10 protein-coding genes and 1 pseudogene are annotated in these 16,933 nt (G+C 41.7%); 6 read left to right on the plus strand and 5 right to left on the minus strand.

The genetic code is table 11. From position 1 onward, the window contains the following. Positions 1–437: 437 nt before the first annotated feature. The 6 genes and pseudogenes from putP to E2R51_RS17585 all read left to right on the plus strand — a co-directional run bounded on the left by putP (position 438) and on the right by E2R51_RS17585 (position 10,100). Positions 438–1,922, plus strand: a complete 1,485-nt coding sequence (gene putP / locus E2R51_RS17560; protein ID WP_165967271.1) for a sodium/proline symporter PutP — start codon at positions 438–440, stop codon at positions 1,920–1,922. 253 nt (positions 1,923–2,175) lie between these two features. Next, positions 2,176–4,035, plus strand: a pseudogene (gene glgB, locus E2R51_RS17565) (1,4-alpha-glucan branching protein GlgB); the annotation flags it as partial. A 40-nt stretch (positions 4,036–4,075) separates the two neighbouring features. Beyond that, complete coding sequence (locus E2R51_RS17570; protein WP_133378404.1) at positions 4,076–5,233, plus strand: glucose-1-phosphate adenylyltransferase; 1,158 nt, start codon at positions 4,076–4,078, stop codon at positions 5,231–5,233. Continuing rightward, the gene (locus E2R51_RS17575) at positions 5,230–6,255 is read left to right on the plus strand and encodes a GlgC family sugar phosphate nucleotidyltransferase (protein WP_133378405.1); all 1,026 of its coding nucleotides are present in this window, start codon (positions 5,230–5,232) and stop codon (positions 6,253–6,255) included. Before E2R51_RS17570 ends, E2R51_RS17575 begins: the two co-directional genes overlap by 4 nt. Beyond that, positions 6,252–7,697, plus strand: coding sequence for a glycogen synthase GlgA (gene glgA / locus E2R51_RS17580; RefSeq protein WP_133378406.1), 1,446 nt, complete (start codon positions 6,252–6,254; stop codon positions 7,695–7,697). Before E2R51_RS17575 ends, glgA begins: the two co-directional genes overlap by 4 nt. A gap of 3 nt (positions 7,698–7,700) precedes the next feature. Next, positions 7,701–10,100 (plus strand): glycogen/starch/alpha-glucan phosphorylase, encoded by a 2,400-nt coding sequence (locus E2R51_RS17585; protein ID WP_133378407.1) that lies wholly within the window; start codon positions 7,701–7,703, stop codon positions 10,098–10,100. Positions 10,101–10,174: 74 nt separating this feature from the next. Here the strand turns inward: E2R51_RS17585 and E2R51_RS17590 are convergent, their stop codons facing one another. The 5 genes from E2R51_RS17590 to E2R51_RS17610 form a co-directional block, all read right to left on the minus strand. Continuing rightward, a complete protein-coding gene (locus tag E2R51_RS17590; RefSeq protein ID WP_133378408.1) occupies positions 10,175–11,389 on the minus strand; it encodes a CamS family sex pheromone protein in 1,215 nt (404 codons plus the stop codon). A 7-nt stretch (positions 11,390–11,396) separates the two neighbouring features. Further along, complete coding sequence (ligA, locus tag E2R51_RS17595) at positions 11,397–13,412, minus strand: NAD-dependent DNA ligase LigA (RefSeq protein WP_133378409.1); 2,016 nt, start codon at positions 13,410–13,412, stop codon at positions 11,397–11,399. A gap of 14 nt (positions 13,413–13,426) precedes the next feature. Further along, entirely contained in the window at positions 13,427–15,667 is a 2,241-nt protein-coding gene (gene pcrA, locus E2R51_RS17600; RefSeq protein WP_133378410.1) for a DNA helicase PcrA, read from the minus strand. A 45-nt stretch (positions 15,668–15,712) separates the two neighbouring features. Beyond that, a complete protein-coding gene (gene pcrB, locus E2R51_RS17605; protein WP_133378411.1) occupies positions 15,713–16,393 on the minus strand; it encodes a heptaprenylglyceryl phosphate synthase in 681 nt (226 codons plus the stop codon). A 221-nt stretch (positions 16,394–16,614) separates the two neighbouring features. Then, positions 16,615–16,929 carry a YerC/YecD family TrpR-related protein gene (locus E2R51_RS17610; RefSeq protein WP_133378412.1) on the minus strand — a complete coding sequence of 105 codons (315 nt, stop codon included), beginning with the start codon at positions 16,927–16,929 and terminating at the stop codon, positions 16,615–16,617. Positions 16,930–16,933 lie beyond the last annotated feature (4 nt).

The following is a 16,933-nucleotide window of genomic DNA, read 5'->3' on the forward strand; positions in this document are numbered from 1 at the left end:
AGCCAAAGGGTTCAGCCTTTTCCGGAACTCACGGAATGCCCTTTGACCCACTGCTCTTTTTAGGGAGATGGATGTATAATTTTCGCTCATTGGAGTGAAAATAAATTGATGCATTACAACCTATTCTAAGCTATCTGGTGAAAACGCCTTCTTTCGATGCTGGTTTAAAGCAATTTGAATTATTTTTTTCATATGATCATTGAAATTAAACTGAAAAATAAACGATCTAAATTTTTAGAATAGTTTTACTTTATAATATATAAAAAATGCCTGTAAACCTTATTAGAGTAAGGGAATAAGTCTATTTTACCATCTGTTTCCTAGTTTAGACCTCTTGAATAATGGTTATTAGTTTGTTAGGTTATTCAACTGTAGGTGTCTTCAACAGAATCTGACACAAAATTTATAAAGGAGGAGATTTGATGGACGTCGTAGAGATTGGATTTGAAGTTTACATTTCGCTCGCGATTTATTTTATCGCCATGCTGGGCATTGGTTATTATGCCTATAAAAAATCCACTGGCGATTTATCGGAGTACATGCTGGGAGGCAGGAAAGTAGGACCTGCTGTTACTGCACTATCTGCCGGCGCTTCTGATATGAGTGGCTGGATGCTGCTTGGTCTACCAGGCTCGATCTATGTTTCCGGGCTTTCGGGCATGTGGATTGCGGTTGGTTTATCAATCGGTGCATATTTAAATTATATTTTAGTGGCCCCTCGTTTACGTACTTATACTGAGGTGGCAAATGATTCGATTACGATTCCGGATTATTTTGAAAATCGTTTTGTTGATAATACGAAGATTCTACGTTTAGTTTCTGCAGTTGTAATCATTATCTTCTTCACCGTTTATACCTCATCAGGAATGGTGGCCGGGGGAGTACTTTTTGAAAGTGCTTTTGGCATCGACTATTTCACAGGTTTGATTATTACAGCAGCTGTTGTTCTCGCTTATACGCTGTTTGGAGGCTTCCTGGCAGTTAGTATTACCGACTTTGTACAGGGCTGTATTATGTTTGTTGCGCTAATCCTTGTTCCTGTTGTTGCTTTTATGGAGCTTGGCGGCGTGGGACCGACATTTGATACGCTTGCAGCAGTTGATCCGACACTTACTTCACTTTTTGAAGGAACAACAGCACTAGGGTTAATTGGTTTGCTTGCATGGGGACTTGGGTATTTTGGCCAGCCTCATATAATCGTTCGTTTTATGGCAATTCGGGATGTAAAATCATTGAAAACTGCCAGACGAATTGGCATGACATGGATGATCGTAGCAATTATCGGTGCACTATTTACCGGTTTGACTGGACTGGCTTATATTACGACCACTGGCCAGGAGCTTGCTGATCCGGAGACCATTTTTGTGTTTTTCTCTCAAGTTCTGTTCCACCCGATTATTTCCGGTTTCCTTCTAGCGGCAATTCTTGCAGCAATCATGAGCACGATTTCTTCTCAGCTGCTTGTAACATCAAGCGCACTGACAGAAGATTTCTATAACACATTCCTAAAACGAAGCGCATCTGATAAAGAGCTTGTTTTAATTGGACGTATAGCGGTACTGCTCGTTGCAATCGTTGCTGTTTTACTGTCGCTTGATTCAGACAGCACCATTCTTGATTTGGTAAGTAATGCCTGGGCTGGTTTTGGTTCTGCGTTTGGACCTGCAATCCTGCTGAGCCTGTACTGGAAACGCATGACTCGCTGGGGTGCACTGGCGGGAATGCTTACAGGTGCAATTACTGTCATCCTCTGGGTATATGTATTTGAACTCAGCGGTGTATTGTATGAAATGGTTCCTGGCTTCTTCCTCAGCCTTCTTGCAATTGTGGTTGTCAGCTTATTATCTGGTAATTCACGAAAGCCGGTACGCGAAGGATATGATGCTTTCGAAAAAGTTCATAATGTGGAAAAAAATAAATAATTATTTTACTCTGAACCGAAGAGAGGAAACCTCTCTTCGGTTTTTTGTGTTTTAAATGATTCATCTCCTAAAAAAAAGGGTACAGGTTTTTATACAGTCCTTACCAAAATAATAACCATTTCGGACAATTTATGCAGCGCTTTCAAAGATGTGGTAAATTAATTTTCAAAAAAACTCAATATTTCAAGGATTTTAGTCACTCTTTGTAGAATAAGTAAAAACAATCAATCTTTTGAAAGGATGAGGGCCTCTTATGATTCTTGCACCAAGCGAATTTGATGTACATTTATTTCACGAAGGCACCCTTCATCGAGCGCATAAGTTATTTGGAGCTCAGTTGATAAAAATAGGGAAAAACACTGCTACAAGGTTCACCGTTTGGGCACCTCACGCACAATCTGTTTCCGTCGTTGGGAACTTCAATGGGTGGGATGCAACTGAGAACAGACTTCTTAAGCAAAATGAAGAAGGAATTTGGAGCTTGTTGTTAAACGAGAATTTAACCGGAGAAATTTACAAATACTCGATTACAACACGCAGCGGTGAAGTCATCTTAAAAGCAGATCCCTATGGTTTTTATTCTGAACTGCGTCCGAATACTGCATCTGTTGTGTACGATTTAAAGGGCTATTCATGGAAGGATAAACTTTACAGGCAGCGGGTGCGCAGAAGGAAAGCCATTTATGAAAGACCCCTTTCCATTTACGAGCTTCACCTAAGTTCATGGAAGCAAAAAGATGATGGCTCCTATTTTACTTATCGGGAAATGGCGGCTGAGTTAATTCCTTATATTCAGGAGCGGGGATTTACCCATATTGAACTCCTTCCTCTGACGGAACATCCGCTTGATGCTTCCTGGGGCTATCAGGGAATCGGCTATTTCTCCCCTACCAGCCGTTTTGGGACCCCGCATGATCTCATGTACTTTATTGATCAGTGTCATCAGGCAGACATTGGCGTAATACTGGACTGGGTGCCGGGACATTTCTGCAAAGATTCCCAGGGGCTTTATTTATTTGATGGTGAACCTACCTATGAGTATGACACGTTCAGTGATCGGGAAAATGTCGAATGGGGCACAGCCAACTTCAATCTTGCTAAGGGAGAAGTAAGAAGTTTCCTGATTTCCAATGCTATTTACTGGATGGAAACGTTCAAGATAGACGGGCTCCGCGTAGACGCTGTAGCAAACATGCTCTATTGGGCGAACAGTGAACCGCCTGCTGCCAATCCCTACACTGTAGAGTTTCTACAGGAATTAAATACAGCTGTTTTCAATGAAAATCCTAATTTTCTTATGATGGCTGAGGATTCAACTGACTGGCCGCAGGTAACAGCACCCGTACATGAAGGAGGGCTTGGCTTTAATTACAAGTGGAATATGGGTTGGATGAATGATGTTTTAAGTTATATGGAGATTCCTCCATTTGATCGAAGGCATCACCATCATAAAATGACCTTCTCTCTCGTATACGCTTATACTGAGAATTTTATTTTACCTTTATCTCATGACGAAGTTGTGCATGGTAAGCGCTCTCTCTTGCATAAGATGCCTGGAGAGTATTGGGAAAAGTTTGCTCAGTTAAGGCTGCTACTAAGTTTTATGATGGTTCACCCTGGCAAAAAGCTGTTATTTATGGGAGCCGAATTTGGTCAGTTTGATGAGTGGAAATTTGTTCAGGGCTTGGATTGGTTTTTGAAGGACTATGAATCACATGCTAAAACGGACGTTTTTACAAAGGATTTGTTAGCCTTCTACCATAGTCAAAAAGCATTATATGAATTGGATCATGATCCGGCAGGATTTGAATGGATTGACGCCGATAATGCTGAACAAAGTATTTTTACATTTATTAGAAAAGGTAAGCGAAAAAGTGATACCCTTATCATTGCCTGCAACTTTACAAATGTTGCGTACGATGTTTTTCGCATTGGAGCACCATTTAAAGGGAAATGGAAAGAAGTATTTAACAGTGATAATGGCCATTACGGAGGCTCCAATCAATCCCATGAAACCGTTGTAGCTACCGAAGATACAGCTATACACAGTCGGGAGCAGTCCATTACAGTCAGCATACCGCCACTTGGCATGACGGTATGGAAACCAGCAAAGTGATGCAGCCAGACACTACGAAATGAGGAGTTGTGACATTATGGTAAAGAAAAAATGTGTAGCAATGTTATTGGCAGGAGGACAGGGCAGCCGTCTTCATTCGCTTACAAAAAGCATTGCAAAACCGGCTGTACCGTTTGGAGGAAAATATCGAATTATTGATTTCACTCTAAGCAACTGTACAAATTCCGGAATCGATACTGTGGGTGTCTTAACTCAATACCAGCCGCTTGTTTTGAATTCTTATATTGGAATTGGCAGTGCATGGGATTTAGATCGCCGAAATGGCGGGGTTTCAGTATTACCCCCTTACACGGAAGCTTCAGAAGTTAAATGGTACAGTGGTACAGCAAATGCCATTTATCATAATATGAAATATATTGAGCAATACAATCCGGAATATGTTCTTGTTTTATCCGGTGATCATATTTACAAAATGGACTACTCCAAAATGCTTGATTACCATATACAAAATGACTCAGAGGCAACCATTTCGGTTATCGAAGTGCCTTGGGACGAAGCAAGCCGTTTTGGAATTATGAATACCAATGAAAATTTCGAGATTGAGGAATTTGACGAGAAACCGGCTGAACCAAAAAGCAACCTGGCTTCTATGGGAATCTACATTTTTAACTGGAGTTCACTAAAGAATTTCTTAGAGGTGGATAATGTAAATGAAGATTCTTCCCATGACTTCGGCAAAGATCTTATTCCACTATTTTTGAACGAGGGAAAACGCTTAATGGCCTATCCTTTTGAAGGATACTGGAAAGATGTAGGTACGGTGAAAAGCCTTTGGGAAGCCAATATGGATCTGTTAAATGAAAATCCAGGTTTAAACCTGTTTGATCATTCCTGGAGAATTTATTCAAGAAACCCTAACCAGCCTCCTCAATTCCTGTCTGATACTTCAGAAGTTCGGGAATCATTAATTAATGAAGGCTGCGTTGTCGAAGGGAAAGTAAATTATTCAGTCATTTTCCAGGGCGTTAAAATTCATGAAGGCGCCGAAGTGGAAGAAGCGGTGATTATGCCGGACGCAGTCATCGGAAAAAATGCTATTGTCCGACGAGCGATCGTACCTGAGAATATTTCCATCCCTGAAGGTTTAACAATCGAGCCTGAGGATGGATCGGATGATATTATTTTAGTGACAGAAGATATGATTGCGCAATTGCGAAAGGACGTGACAGCATGAGTCGTTTGTTAGGTGTAATTGATGCTACAACTGTTATTGGAGGACTTCAGGATATTTCATTAAACCGTTCAGTGGCTTCTATCCCATTTGCAGGCCGCTACCGGTTCATTGACTTTGTGTTATCCAATATGGTGAATTCCGGTGTAGACAGTGTAGCAATTTTTCCAAAGCATCAATACCGATCACTGATGGATCATATCGGTTCAGGTAAGAACTGGGATATGGACCGTAAAAAGGATGGATTATTTTTCTTCCCTCCTTTTTACGAACCAAATGAAAACAGCAGTGTTGGCTCATTTGCGCGTCTGGAGCAGCATCTTGACTACTTTAAACGCAGCCATCAGGACTATGTATTCATTGCGAACAGCTATGTGATTACAAATGTGGACATTGAAGAAGCACTGGCTGAACATTTAATTCACGATCATGATATTACAGAAATTGTGAATCATGACCAGTCTCTTGAGATGTATGTCCTGAAGAAATCCCTGCTGATTGACCTTATTGAAGACCGGAAGAAATCTCAGTTTATAAGTGTGGCAGACGTGGCCAAGCAGCCATTCCACAATTATAAAATTGGAACATATAATCACCCGGGTTACGCTGCGGTGATGAATTCGATTGAGGCATATTATAATCACTCTATGGATTTGCTGGATAATACGGTGTGGAACCAGCTGTTCTCCGCTGACCGTCCAGTCTTTACAAAAGTGAAGGACGAGCCGCCTACGCGCTACTCCTCTTCCTCTGTCGTTACCAACTGTATGGTTGCTAATGGAGCAGTTATCCAGGGGAATGTAGAAAACAGCATTATCTCAAGAGCCGTAAAAATCGGTCGCGGCTCCATGGTGAAGAACTGTGTTGTCATGCAAAAAAGCCAGATTGGCGAAGGATGTACACTTGAATACGTTATCCTCGACAAAGATGTGCGAGTAATGGACGGAGTATCTTTAAAGGGTACACAGGAAAATCCTTTAGTTCTGCGAAAGGGAACAGTTCGTGAAATGGCGGTGAGCAAGTGAGAGTTTTATTTGCAGTATCAGAATGTGCACCATTTGTAAAATCAGGTGGCCTCGGCGATGTAGCCGGGGCTCTTCCTAAAGAATTAAAAAAGCTGGGAACGGACGTCCGCGTTATGCTCCCCAAATATTCTTTAATTGGAAGTGACCTGCTGAAAAAAGCAAAAAAGATAACATCCATCACAGTCCAGATTGGCTGGCGGAGGCAGTATTGCGGGATCGAATCACTTGAATACAACGGCATCACGTATTATCTACTAGATAATGAATATTACTTTAAACGCGATTCTCTGTATGGTCATTTTGACGACGGAGAACGTTTTTCGTTTTTTTGCCAGGCTGTATTGGAAGCAATGCCCGTCATTCCCTTTAAAGCGGATTTAATTCACTGCCATGACTGGCATACAGGTATGATCCCCTACCTTCTGGATCGAAAATACCGCAATGATCCCTACTACCGGGATATGAGAACTGTTTTTACAATTCATAACCTGCAATTCCAGGGTCTTTTCGCTCCTGAAGTTGGCGGGGAATTATTAAACCTGGAGGATCACTACTATTATTCCGGGGATCTTGAATTTAATGGAGCATTCAGTTTTATGAAGGGTGCTATCTTAAGTTCCAATGCCATTACGACGGTGAGTCCAACCTATATGGATGAAATTCAAACCCCCTTCTTTGGCGAGCGGCTCGACGGATTACTACGGGATCAATCGTTTAAACTTCAGGGCATTATAAATGGCATCGATACAGAAAGCTATAATCCGGAAACGGATAAATTAATTGAAGCAAATTATTCAAAGGATCAGGATTTAGTTGAACATAAATTAAAGAATAAATTGGCTCTCCAACGGGAATTCAATTTGCCGGAATCGGAAAATACACCGATTATTGCCATGGTCACAAGATTAACCGAGCAAAAAGGCCTTCCTTTAGTTCAACGAATCATGCATGAGATTCTGGAAGAAGAAGACGTTCAATTTATCGTGTTAGGCAACGGTGAATGGGAATACGAGGATTACTTTAATTATTTAGCTGGCACTTATCCGAACCAGGCAGGCGTGTTTATTGGCTTCAGTGAGGCCATGGCTCATCGGATTTATGCCGGTGCAGACTTTTTCCTTATGCCCTCGCTGTTTGAACCTTGCGGATTAAGCCAGTTGATATCTCTGCAATATGGAACTGTGCCGATTGTCCGTGAAACAGGCGGCCTGAATGATACCGTTCTTGCCTTAAATGAAGAAGAGCTTTCCGGCAATGGTTTCACTTTTGCAAACTACAATGCACATGATATGAAGCATACGATTAAGCGTGCTTTGTCGTTTTACCATAACAAAGAGGTTTGGTCTGTGTTACAGCAAAATGGCATGTCCGGTGATTACAGCTGGGCTCGATCAGCAGCTGAATACCTAGAGCTTTATTCCAAGCTATCAAGGAGGCCATAAGTGATGTTTCATGACAAAGAGCAATTTAAAGCCTCTTATCTTCAAAGACTTGAACAATCGGCCGGCGTATCGTTTGCCAATTCCTCTCTACAGCACCAATACCAGACGTTAGGGATGATGGTGCGGGAATATGTAAGTACGAACTGGATTGCTTCGAATGAAGAAACACGTAAAGGCGACCATAAAGAAATTTACTATTTATCAATAGAATTTTTGCTTGGAAGATTGCTTGTCAGTTCACTTATTAATTTAGGTGTAAAGGAATTGGTTGAAGAAGGATTGCATGATTTGGGAATTGAGCTTGCTGATTTAGAAGAGGCAGAAGCTGATGCTGGTTTGGGCAATGGCGGACTTGGCCGATTAGCAGCGTGCTTCCTGGACTCAATGGCTTCACTGGAGCTTCCAGGACATGGATATGGAATCCGTTATAAGCATGGTTTATTCGAACAAAAAATCATTGATGGCTATCAGGTTGAACTTCCTGAACAATGGTTGCGCAACGGGAACGTTTGGGAAGTGCGAAAACCGGATTTGGCCATTGAGGTGCCGTTTTGGGGAGATGTGCAGTGGATTGAGAAAAATGGAAAAGTAACGTTTGTTCATGAGCATGCCGAAACGGTCCTAGCTGTTCCTTTTGATATGCCTGTTATTGGCTATAATTCTGAAAGAGTTAATACGCTTAGACTTTGGGGTGCTGAGCCGGCAAAACATTTCCCTCCACATAAGGACTTCATGCAGTATAAACGGGATACAGAGCAGATTTCAGAATTTCTATATCCTAATGATGTATCCAACGAAGGCAAGGTCCTGCGCTTAAAACAGCAATATTTTCTGGTGAGAGCAAGTTTAATGAGCATTATCCGTGACTTTAAGGAAAATCATGATGATTTGTATCATTTTCATGAGCATGTGGCAATTCATATCAATGATACTCACCCGGCGCTGGCGATCCCTGAATTAATGAGGATATTTGTGGATGAAGAAGGTATGCGCTGGGAACAGGCGTGGAGTATCGTAACGAACACATTCTCTTATACCAATCATACGATTCTATCAGAAGCAATGGAAAAATGGACGATTGAACTCTTTAAACCTCTCTTCCCTCGTATTTATATGATTATTGAAGAGATTAATAAACGCTTTTGCAAGGAGCTGTGGCAGCAATACCCAGGTGACTGGGACCGGATCGAACAAATGGCGATTATCGCCCATGGCTATGTTAAAATGGCCCATCTATCCATCGTTGGAAGCTACAGTGTAAATGGCGTTGCAAAGCTTCATACCGAAATTCTTAAAATGCGGGAAATGAAAAACTTTCATAACTTCTATCCCGATCGATTTAATAACAAAACAAATGGAATTACGCACCGTCGCTGGCTGCTGCAGGCAAACCCGGAACTTACTTCGGTCGTCTCAAATGCAATCGGAATTGACTGGATAGCCAACACTGAAAAATTGAAGGAGCTTTCTTCATTTGCCGGCGATCCATCTTTTCAGCAGGAAGTAGAGCAAATAAAGCAATTTAAAAAGCATGAACTGTCAAGAATCATTTTTGAGCGCAACGGCGTTGCCATTGATGAAAATTCGATATTTGATGTTCAGATCAAACGGCTTCATGCTTATAAACGGCAGCTGTTAAATGTGCTTCATATTATGCATCTTTACAACCGGATGAAAGAAGATTCCTCCTTTAAGCCTTACCCAAGAACCTTTATTTTTGGGGCAAAAGCGGCTCCAGGCTATGACTATGCTAAAAAAGTGATTAAGCTTATGCATTCCGTTGCAAACATTGTCAATCGTGATCCGGTAACGAAGGACTTTATTAAAATTATTTTTCTGGAAAACTACAGTGTTTCTCTGGCTGAAAAGATTATTCCCGCTACCAATATCAGCGAACAAATCTCCACTGCCAGCAAGGAAGCATCCGGCACTGGCAATATGAAGTTTATGATGAACGGAGCAATTACACTCGGCACCCTGGATGGAGCAAATGTAGAAATTGGTGATTTAGTAGGTCCCGAAAACATCTTTATTTTCGGTTTAAAGGCAGAGCAGGTTATGGCCTATGAGAAGAATGGCGGATATCACTCCTACGATTACTATCATAATGACCGACGCATAAAACAAGTGGTAGATCAGCTTACTTCGGGATTTTTCCGTGATTCTTATTATGATTTTGAATCCATATCCGACTCACTGCTAATGGAGAACGATCAATACTTTCTTCTAAAAGATTTCTCAGCTTATACCGAGGCGCAGGAAGAAGTTGCCGCTTCATACAGCGACCGAAAAAAATGGCTTGAAATGAGCATACATAATATTGCTCAATCAGGGTTTTTCTCAAGTGACCGTACTGTGGCGGAATACGCAAAAAACATTTGGAATGTTCATTCCAATAGATAGGATAATAGTAAAAATCCTGACTGAATCGCTCAGTCAGGATTTTTTTAGTTCAATTTTAAGGAAATCTATGAATTTTATTGTTCATAAATGTGGACAAACGGCTCAGTTTCATCCGGTTTTTTTATTATTAAAGCTTCCGGTCCATTGACAGAGGTTATGTTTACTTCAATATTAAAATAAGGCGGAAATTGATCCATAATCCGTCCTGCTACAAATTGTGTAAAGCCGATTATTTCTGCCTTGCCATAGAACTGAATCGGGATATCAATATTTAGAAGCGACATTTGGTCTCCCTGGTATAACCCTCTCCCTATTACACTATTAAAATTAGGAAAATAGGATTCAACATCTTGTTTAAAATTCAAAAAAGAAGTTTCATCGTCACGGAAGTTATCATTTGCTTCTGAAGATGGAAATAATACATAGTTTTCATTCATGGAACTCCAATCTCCTAAGCTATCATCTCCACCGTCAGCAGACGCATAGGAAATAAAGTTCCCCGGAACGACCGAGCTTTTCGGTTCTTGTTTAAACAGAGCAACAGTGATTGGAATATCAGCCAAATCCGCTTTTTCCGGATCCTCTGCAGCCATTGCCCGTATACGCTTCACTACCTCCTGGCCGATCTTTTCGCCTTCTGCTTTAAGTTCATCAGCCGGTATCGCCTCTTCGTATGTAGGCCCAAAAGGATCATTATCATTTTGATAGTAGTATACGGAATTTAAGGCCAGCCCGATAACCATTCCACCAAGCCGCACCTTGCTTTCATCTTCATCCGATTTTATAAAATAGTTGTGTTCCAGAATATGAGCAAGATAAATTGGACTGTTTTTTGCCCGCTCGGCACGAGAGCCTTCCCCGTTATCTATCGGATTAAGACCCAAATTTTCCTCTGGCTTCATCTCGCTCTCTTTCAGCTGAGATTCATTTAGCTCCCGTGACAGCCAATTTGTAATGGTATCACTTTCCAAAAAGTTGCCTGACTGAAAGAAATAGTCATCAGGAGAGAACTCACGCTGAGCGATTCTCATTAATCCGCTTTCTAATTCCGCAACATCATAATTCGTATTAATATTATTTACAACCATTCCTCTCGAAGGAGAAGGCTCAAAAGGCAGCAGTGTCTTGTAATAATCCTCCGAAATTTGATAGTTTGGAATAATCACTGACTGGTCCTCTGTCTTTTCAGGGGCATTTTCCTGTATTACCTCATCCTCTTGCTTAAAAGACGGCATACAGCCGCCTAACAGCAAGGCAGCTCCCAACGCTGATGCTACCCATTTTTTCATGTATACATTACACCTCTTGTCCGTTTATTTCTTCCAGGAGCTGGTCTTCATCCCAAATCGTAATTCCAAGCTCCTGTGCTTTGGACAGTTTAGAACCCGCATCTTCTCCTGCAACGAGCAGATCTGTCTTTTTACTGACACTTCCTGTCACATTTCCACCTAATATCTCTATTTTCTCTTTTGCTTCATTGCGTGTCAATTGTACTAATTTCCCAGTTAATACGACCGTTTTTCCAGCAAGAGAGGAATCGAGATTTTCTGCACGCTGAAGTTTAGGTCCTTTGTAGGTTAAATTAACCCCAGCTTCCTTTAGTTCAATTATTAATTCACTAACTTCTTCCTGTTCAAAATAAGTGACGATGGCAGAAGCCATTTTGTCACCAATTTCATTAATTTGTAACAACTCTTCTTCGGAAGCTTCCCGTAAACGATCCATCGTTTCAAAATTCTGAGCAATGGTTTTGGCAGCTTTGGCTCCCACATGACGAATGCCTAATCCAAACAACAGCTTTTCGAGGGAATTTTCTTTTGAAGCTTCGATCGCTTTTAACAGGTTAGAGGCTGATTTTTCTCCCATTCGCTCAAGGTTAATAAGCTGGTCCATAGTCAGCGAGTAGATATCTGCTACATCTTCAATCAGTTTTTCTCTAAACAGCTGAGCCACTACTTTTTCTCCCAATCCGTCGATGTTCATCGCGTTTCTTGAAACAAAATGAATTAGCCCTTCCTGTATTTGAGCAGGGCACTTAGGGTTTAAGCATCTTAATGCCACTTCTCCCTCTATGCGAGCCAGGTCGCTTTCGCAGGCAGGACATTGATCAGGCATACTAAAGTGGCGTTCTTCACCTGTTCTGCGCTCAAGTATTACACTTACAACTTCAGGGATAATATCTCCTGCTTTTTTGACCACTACATGATCACCCAGCCGAATATCCTTTTCCCGAATCAAATCTTCATTATGCAATGAAGCACGCTGAACAGTCGTTCCTGCGACAAGTACCGGCTCAAGCAGCGCGGTGGGGGTTATCACGCCGGTTCTGCCGATACTCAATTCGATGTCGTGTAAAATGGTCACCACTTCCTCAGCAGGGAACTTAAAGGCAATCGCCCAACGCGGACTTTTTGCGGTTGCTCCCATTTCCTCCTGATGTGAGAGTGCGTCCACTTTAATAACAATTCCATCAATATCATATTGGAGCTCCGCTCTTTTTTCAGTCCACTCCGCTACATACTCAAGCACATCGTCGATCGTTTTACACTTTCGGCGTTCGTTATTCGTTTTAAATCCAAGTTCACTTAATAAATCAAGTCCTCCGCTTTGCGACTGAACCCCTGTTTCTCCTATTTCCCCAATCCCATAAAGATATAAATCCAGATTTCTTGAAGCCGCTATGCGGGGATCCAACTGGCGAAGGGAACCGGCTGCTGCATTTCTTGGATTAGCAAAAGGCAGCTCTTCCTGTTTTTCTTTTTCTTTATTTAACGCAATAAAGGATGACCTGGGCATGAAAGCTTCGCCCCGAACTTCAATAGAGAAAGGCTTTTTAAGCTTTAGTGGAATAGATCGTATCGTTCTTAAATTGGCTGTGATATCTTCTCCGATTGCTCCATCTCCGCGGGTTGCTCCCTGTACAAAAAGTCCATCTTCGTAGCGAAGCGATACAGCGAGTCCATCAATCTTCAGCTCACAGATATACGTAATATGATCGCCGATCGAGTTGCGGACCCTGCGGTCAAAATCGCGCAAGTCTTCTTCATTAAATGCATTCCCAAGACTTAGCATCGGGGTGCGGTGGCTTACTTTTTTGAATTGCTCCGACACAGTTCCTCCGACCCGCTGTGTTGGGGAATCAGGTGTCACAAGTTCAGGATGGTCTTCCTCCAGCTTTTTCAGTTCGTGTAGAAGCTTATCGTATTCAACATCTGGAACTGAAGGCTTGTCCAATACGTGATACTCATAATTGTATTGGTTAAGTAAATCCTGCAGTTCTCTTACTCTTGTTTCAGCGCTGGATCGTTCCATCAATTGTCATCCTCTCATCCTGTCACTTTTTTTACGGGCGCAAATTTTGCCAGGAGACGTTTAACTCCGGTCGGGCTTGGAAATGCGATATCAAGCTCCATGGAATCTCCTTCGCCTTTTACACTGACGACCGTGCCTGTCCCCCATTTGCCATGTTCAGCTTTATCTCCAACCATCCAGCCAATGCCGCTGCCGCCGGTCGCTTTTGGCGCTGGGCGGCTGACAGGTTTTCTCTCAGCAGGACGGCTCTTGCCATATGCGCCTCCCCCGCTTCTCCCGCTCATTCCAAATGGATTGGAGGCTTCTTTTTTCATTGGCTCCTCCATTAATTCAGATGGGATTTCGGCTATGAAGCGAGAAACAGGGTTCATATTGGTTCGGCCAAACAATGTTCTCATTTGTGCGTTTGAAATAAATAATTCTTCCTCGGCTCTTGTAATGCCAACATAGGCAAGACGGCGTTCTTCCTCCATCTCAACTTCTTCCATTAGAGAACGGCTGTGGGGAAATACACCTTCTTCAAGCCCGATCAGGAATACAATCGGAAACTCAAGACCCTTTGCAGAGTGGAGGGTCATTAAAGTAACAAGCTCCGATGAAGTTTCCTCTTTATCTAATTGATCAATATCAGCCACCAATGCAAGATCTGTCAGGAACGCTACTAAGCTTTTGTCTTCACTTGCTTCTTCAAATGCTTTTGTAACGGATAAAAATTCATCAATATTTTCCAGTCTGCTTTGTGCTTCAATTGTTTTTTCTGCCCTTAAGGCTTCCCGGTATCCGGACTTTTCAATAATATCTTCAACCAATTCTGTTACAGAAAGATATTCCTGCATTTGAGTGAAGTTGGTAATAAAATCACGGAACTCCATAACGGTTTTGGTTATTTTAGGGCTGATGCCGATAAAATCCCCCAATGCGAGCGCTTCATACATCGACATATCATTATCTCTGGCGTAATTGCCAATGCGATCCACAGATGTCGCTCCGACTCCGCGCTTTGGAACGTTGATAATTCTTGTTAAACTGATATCATCAGCAGGATTTGCTACAAGCCGCAAATAAGCAAGAATATCTTTAATTTCTTTGCGATCATAGAACTTTGTTCCTCCAACAATCGTATACTCGATGTTGGATTTCATTAAAACTTCCTCCATTACACGCGACTGGGCGTTTGTGCGATAAAGAATGGCAAAATCAGACCGTTTTCTTTTTCCAGACTGTACCAGTTCGTTAATTTTTCCTGCTACAAACTGGGCTTCCGCCTGCTCGCTGTCCGCACGGTAATAATTGATTTTCTGGCCGTCATCATTTTCAGTCCAAAGATTTTTCGGCTTCCGGTTAGGATTGTTCTGGATCACCTGATTGGCTGCATCCAGAATTTTTTTGGTGGATCGGTAGTTCTGCTCCAACAGTATTACCTGTGCATTCGGATAGTCCTTCTCAAACGACATAATATTGGCTATATCCGCTCCGCGCCAGCGGTAAATTGACTGGTCGGAATCCCCTACCACACATAAATTCTTAAAACGGGAAGCAAGCTGTTTTACAAGCATATATTGTGCGCGATTTGTATCCTGATATTCATCCACATGGATATATTGGAATTTACGCTGGTAAAATTCCAAGACCTCTGGGATCCGCTCAAATAAATGAATGGTCTGCATGATTAAATCATCAAAATCCAGGGCGGAGTTTTTACGAAGCCGCTTCTGGTATTCTGTAAAAATTTCACTGATGGTTTCCTCATAATAGCTGCCAGTATCCTTCGCAAATTGCTCTGGCGTGATCAGTTCATTTTTCGCTGAACTGATTACGGATAAGATTCCTCTTGGTTCAAATTTTTTCGGGTCCAGGTTTTTATCCTTTAGAATGCTTTTAACAACAGACTGCTGATCTGTTGAATCCAAAATCGTAAAGTTTCGATTATAGCCGATGCGGTCAATATCTCTTCGCAGAATTCGAACACACATGGAGTGGAAGGTTGAGATCCAAACATTTTCAGCCGCGCCGCCTAAAATGGTTCCTACCCGGTTTTTCATTTCTCTTGCTGCTTTATTCGTAAAGGTAATGGCTAATATATTGTAGGGAGCTACTCCCTTTTCAATCATAAGATAAGCGATGCGGTGCGTGAGCACCCTTGTTTTTCCGGAGCCGGCTCCGGCCATAATTAAAAGAGGGCCGTCCGTTGCTTTAATTGCCTTTGCTTGCTCAGGGTTCATTCCCTTTAATAATCGATCTGTTAAAAATTGCATTCCCTCACCACCTCGAACATTTGTTCTTATTATAAAGTATAATCGCTATTTTTTCACGATTGTTTTTAACGCTTCAGGTAAATTCTCATAAATTAAATTGCCTACAACGATAACATCTGCCCATTGTGCCATTTCTTCCGCTTTGTTCCGGGATGTAATTCCCCCACCGTAAAAAAATACTGCTTTGGAAAGCTCATTAGATACAGCTTTTACAATATCCGGGTCTCCGTACATTCCACTGTATTCCAAATAAAAAATAGGAAGATGAAATAACCGCTCACTCATTCGCGCATGAGCGATTACATCATCTTTCGTTAAATTGGCATCAGCCTGCGTCAGTTTTGCTGCCTTGCAATCGGGATTAACAATACAATAGCCTTCTGCCATTATTTCCTCCCAATTCATTAAGTCTCCGTGCTCTTTTAGTGCTTTATGATGTAAACCGGTAATCCACTGAGGATCAGTCGAATTTAATACGGTTGGAATAAAATATAAGTCAAATCCAGGGGTAACCGATTCAAGATTGGACACTTCAAGAACGCATGGAACGGTATAGCGGCGAATTCTCGCCATTAAGTCCAGTACGTTTTCCAGTGTAACACCGTCCGATCCTCCAATCATCACGGCATCTGTTCCAGATTCACAGATCTTTTCAAGCTGTTCGTCTGAAATCTCCTTATTCGGATCTAGTTTAAACACATGATTCCATTCCTGGATGTCATACATGGTGCATCCTCCATTTCATTACGTTCCTATTAAACTTTATCCGTACCATTATAGCATCGTTGGAGTGAAGCTTAAAGCATCGGACAGAAGAACAAATATTGGGATAACGAAAAAAATCATTTACTGTGAAAAAATAAAAATTGAGACTGATAAACCTAACCAAAAAGAATGCCCTGTCGAACAAAAACATGTTCGGCAGGGCATTCTCTTTGAATTACTATCTATTTCGTTTCTTTTACATCCTCTTCCTGGTGAACGCGTGCCAGGACAAGGGCATAGGTATCATTTCCATAGTTTAAACAGCGCTTAACACGTGAAATTGTGGCTGTGCTGGCACCTGTTTCTGTTTCGATTTTGTGATAGGTTTTGCCTTCACGAAGCATCCTTGCAACTTCAAGACGCTGGGCCAGGGACTGAATTTCATTTATCGTGCATAGATCATCAAAAAATCGGTAGCATTCATCCAGATCTTTTAAAGAAAGAACAGCGTTAAACAGTTGATCTAATTCTTTCCCTCGTAGTTTATCGATTTGCATAATA

The organism is Jeotgalibacillus sp. S-D1, from assembly GCF_004358665.1.
In the GTDB taxonomy this organism is placed as follows: Bacteria; Bacillota; Bacilli; order Bacillales; family Jeotgalibacillaceae; genus Jeotgalibacillus.

Excerpts from the sequence above, each read along its gene's own strand:
- E2R51_RS17570 (WP_133378404.1), top strand. The coding sequence starts at position 4,076 with ATGGTAAAGAAAAAATGTGTAGCAATGTTATTGGCAGGAGGACAGGGC.
- E2R51_RS17575 (WP_133378405.1), top strand. The coding sequence starts at position 5,230 with ATGAGTCGTTTGTTAGGTGTAATTGATGCTACAACTGTTATTGGAGGA.
- E2R51_RS17585 (WP_133378407.1), top strand. The coding sequence starts at position 7,701 with ATGTTTCATGACAAAGAGCAATTTAAAGCCTCTTATCTTCAAAGACTT.
- E2R51_RS17590 (WP_133378408.1), bottom strand. The coding sequence starts at position 11,389 with ATGAAAAAATGGGTAGCATCAGCGTTGGGAGCTGCCTTGCTGTTAGGC.
- ligA (WP_133378409.1), bottom strand. The coding sequence starts at position 13,412 with ATGGAACGATCCAGCGCTGAAACAAGAGTAAGAGAACTGCAGGATTTA.
- pcrA (WP_133378410.1), bottom strand. The coding sequence starts at position 15,667 with ATGCAATTTTTAACAGATCGATTATTAAAGGGAATGAACCCTGAGCAA.
- pcrB (WP_133378411.1), bottom strand. The coding sequence starts at position 16,393 with ATGTATGACATCCAGGAATGGAATCATGTGTTTAAACTAGATCCGAAT.
- E2R51_RS17610 (WP_133378412.1), bottom strand. The coding sequence starts at position 16,929 with ATGCAAATCGATAAACTACGAGGGAAAGAATTAGATCAACTGTTTAAC.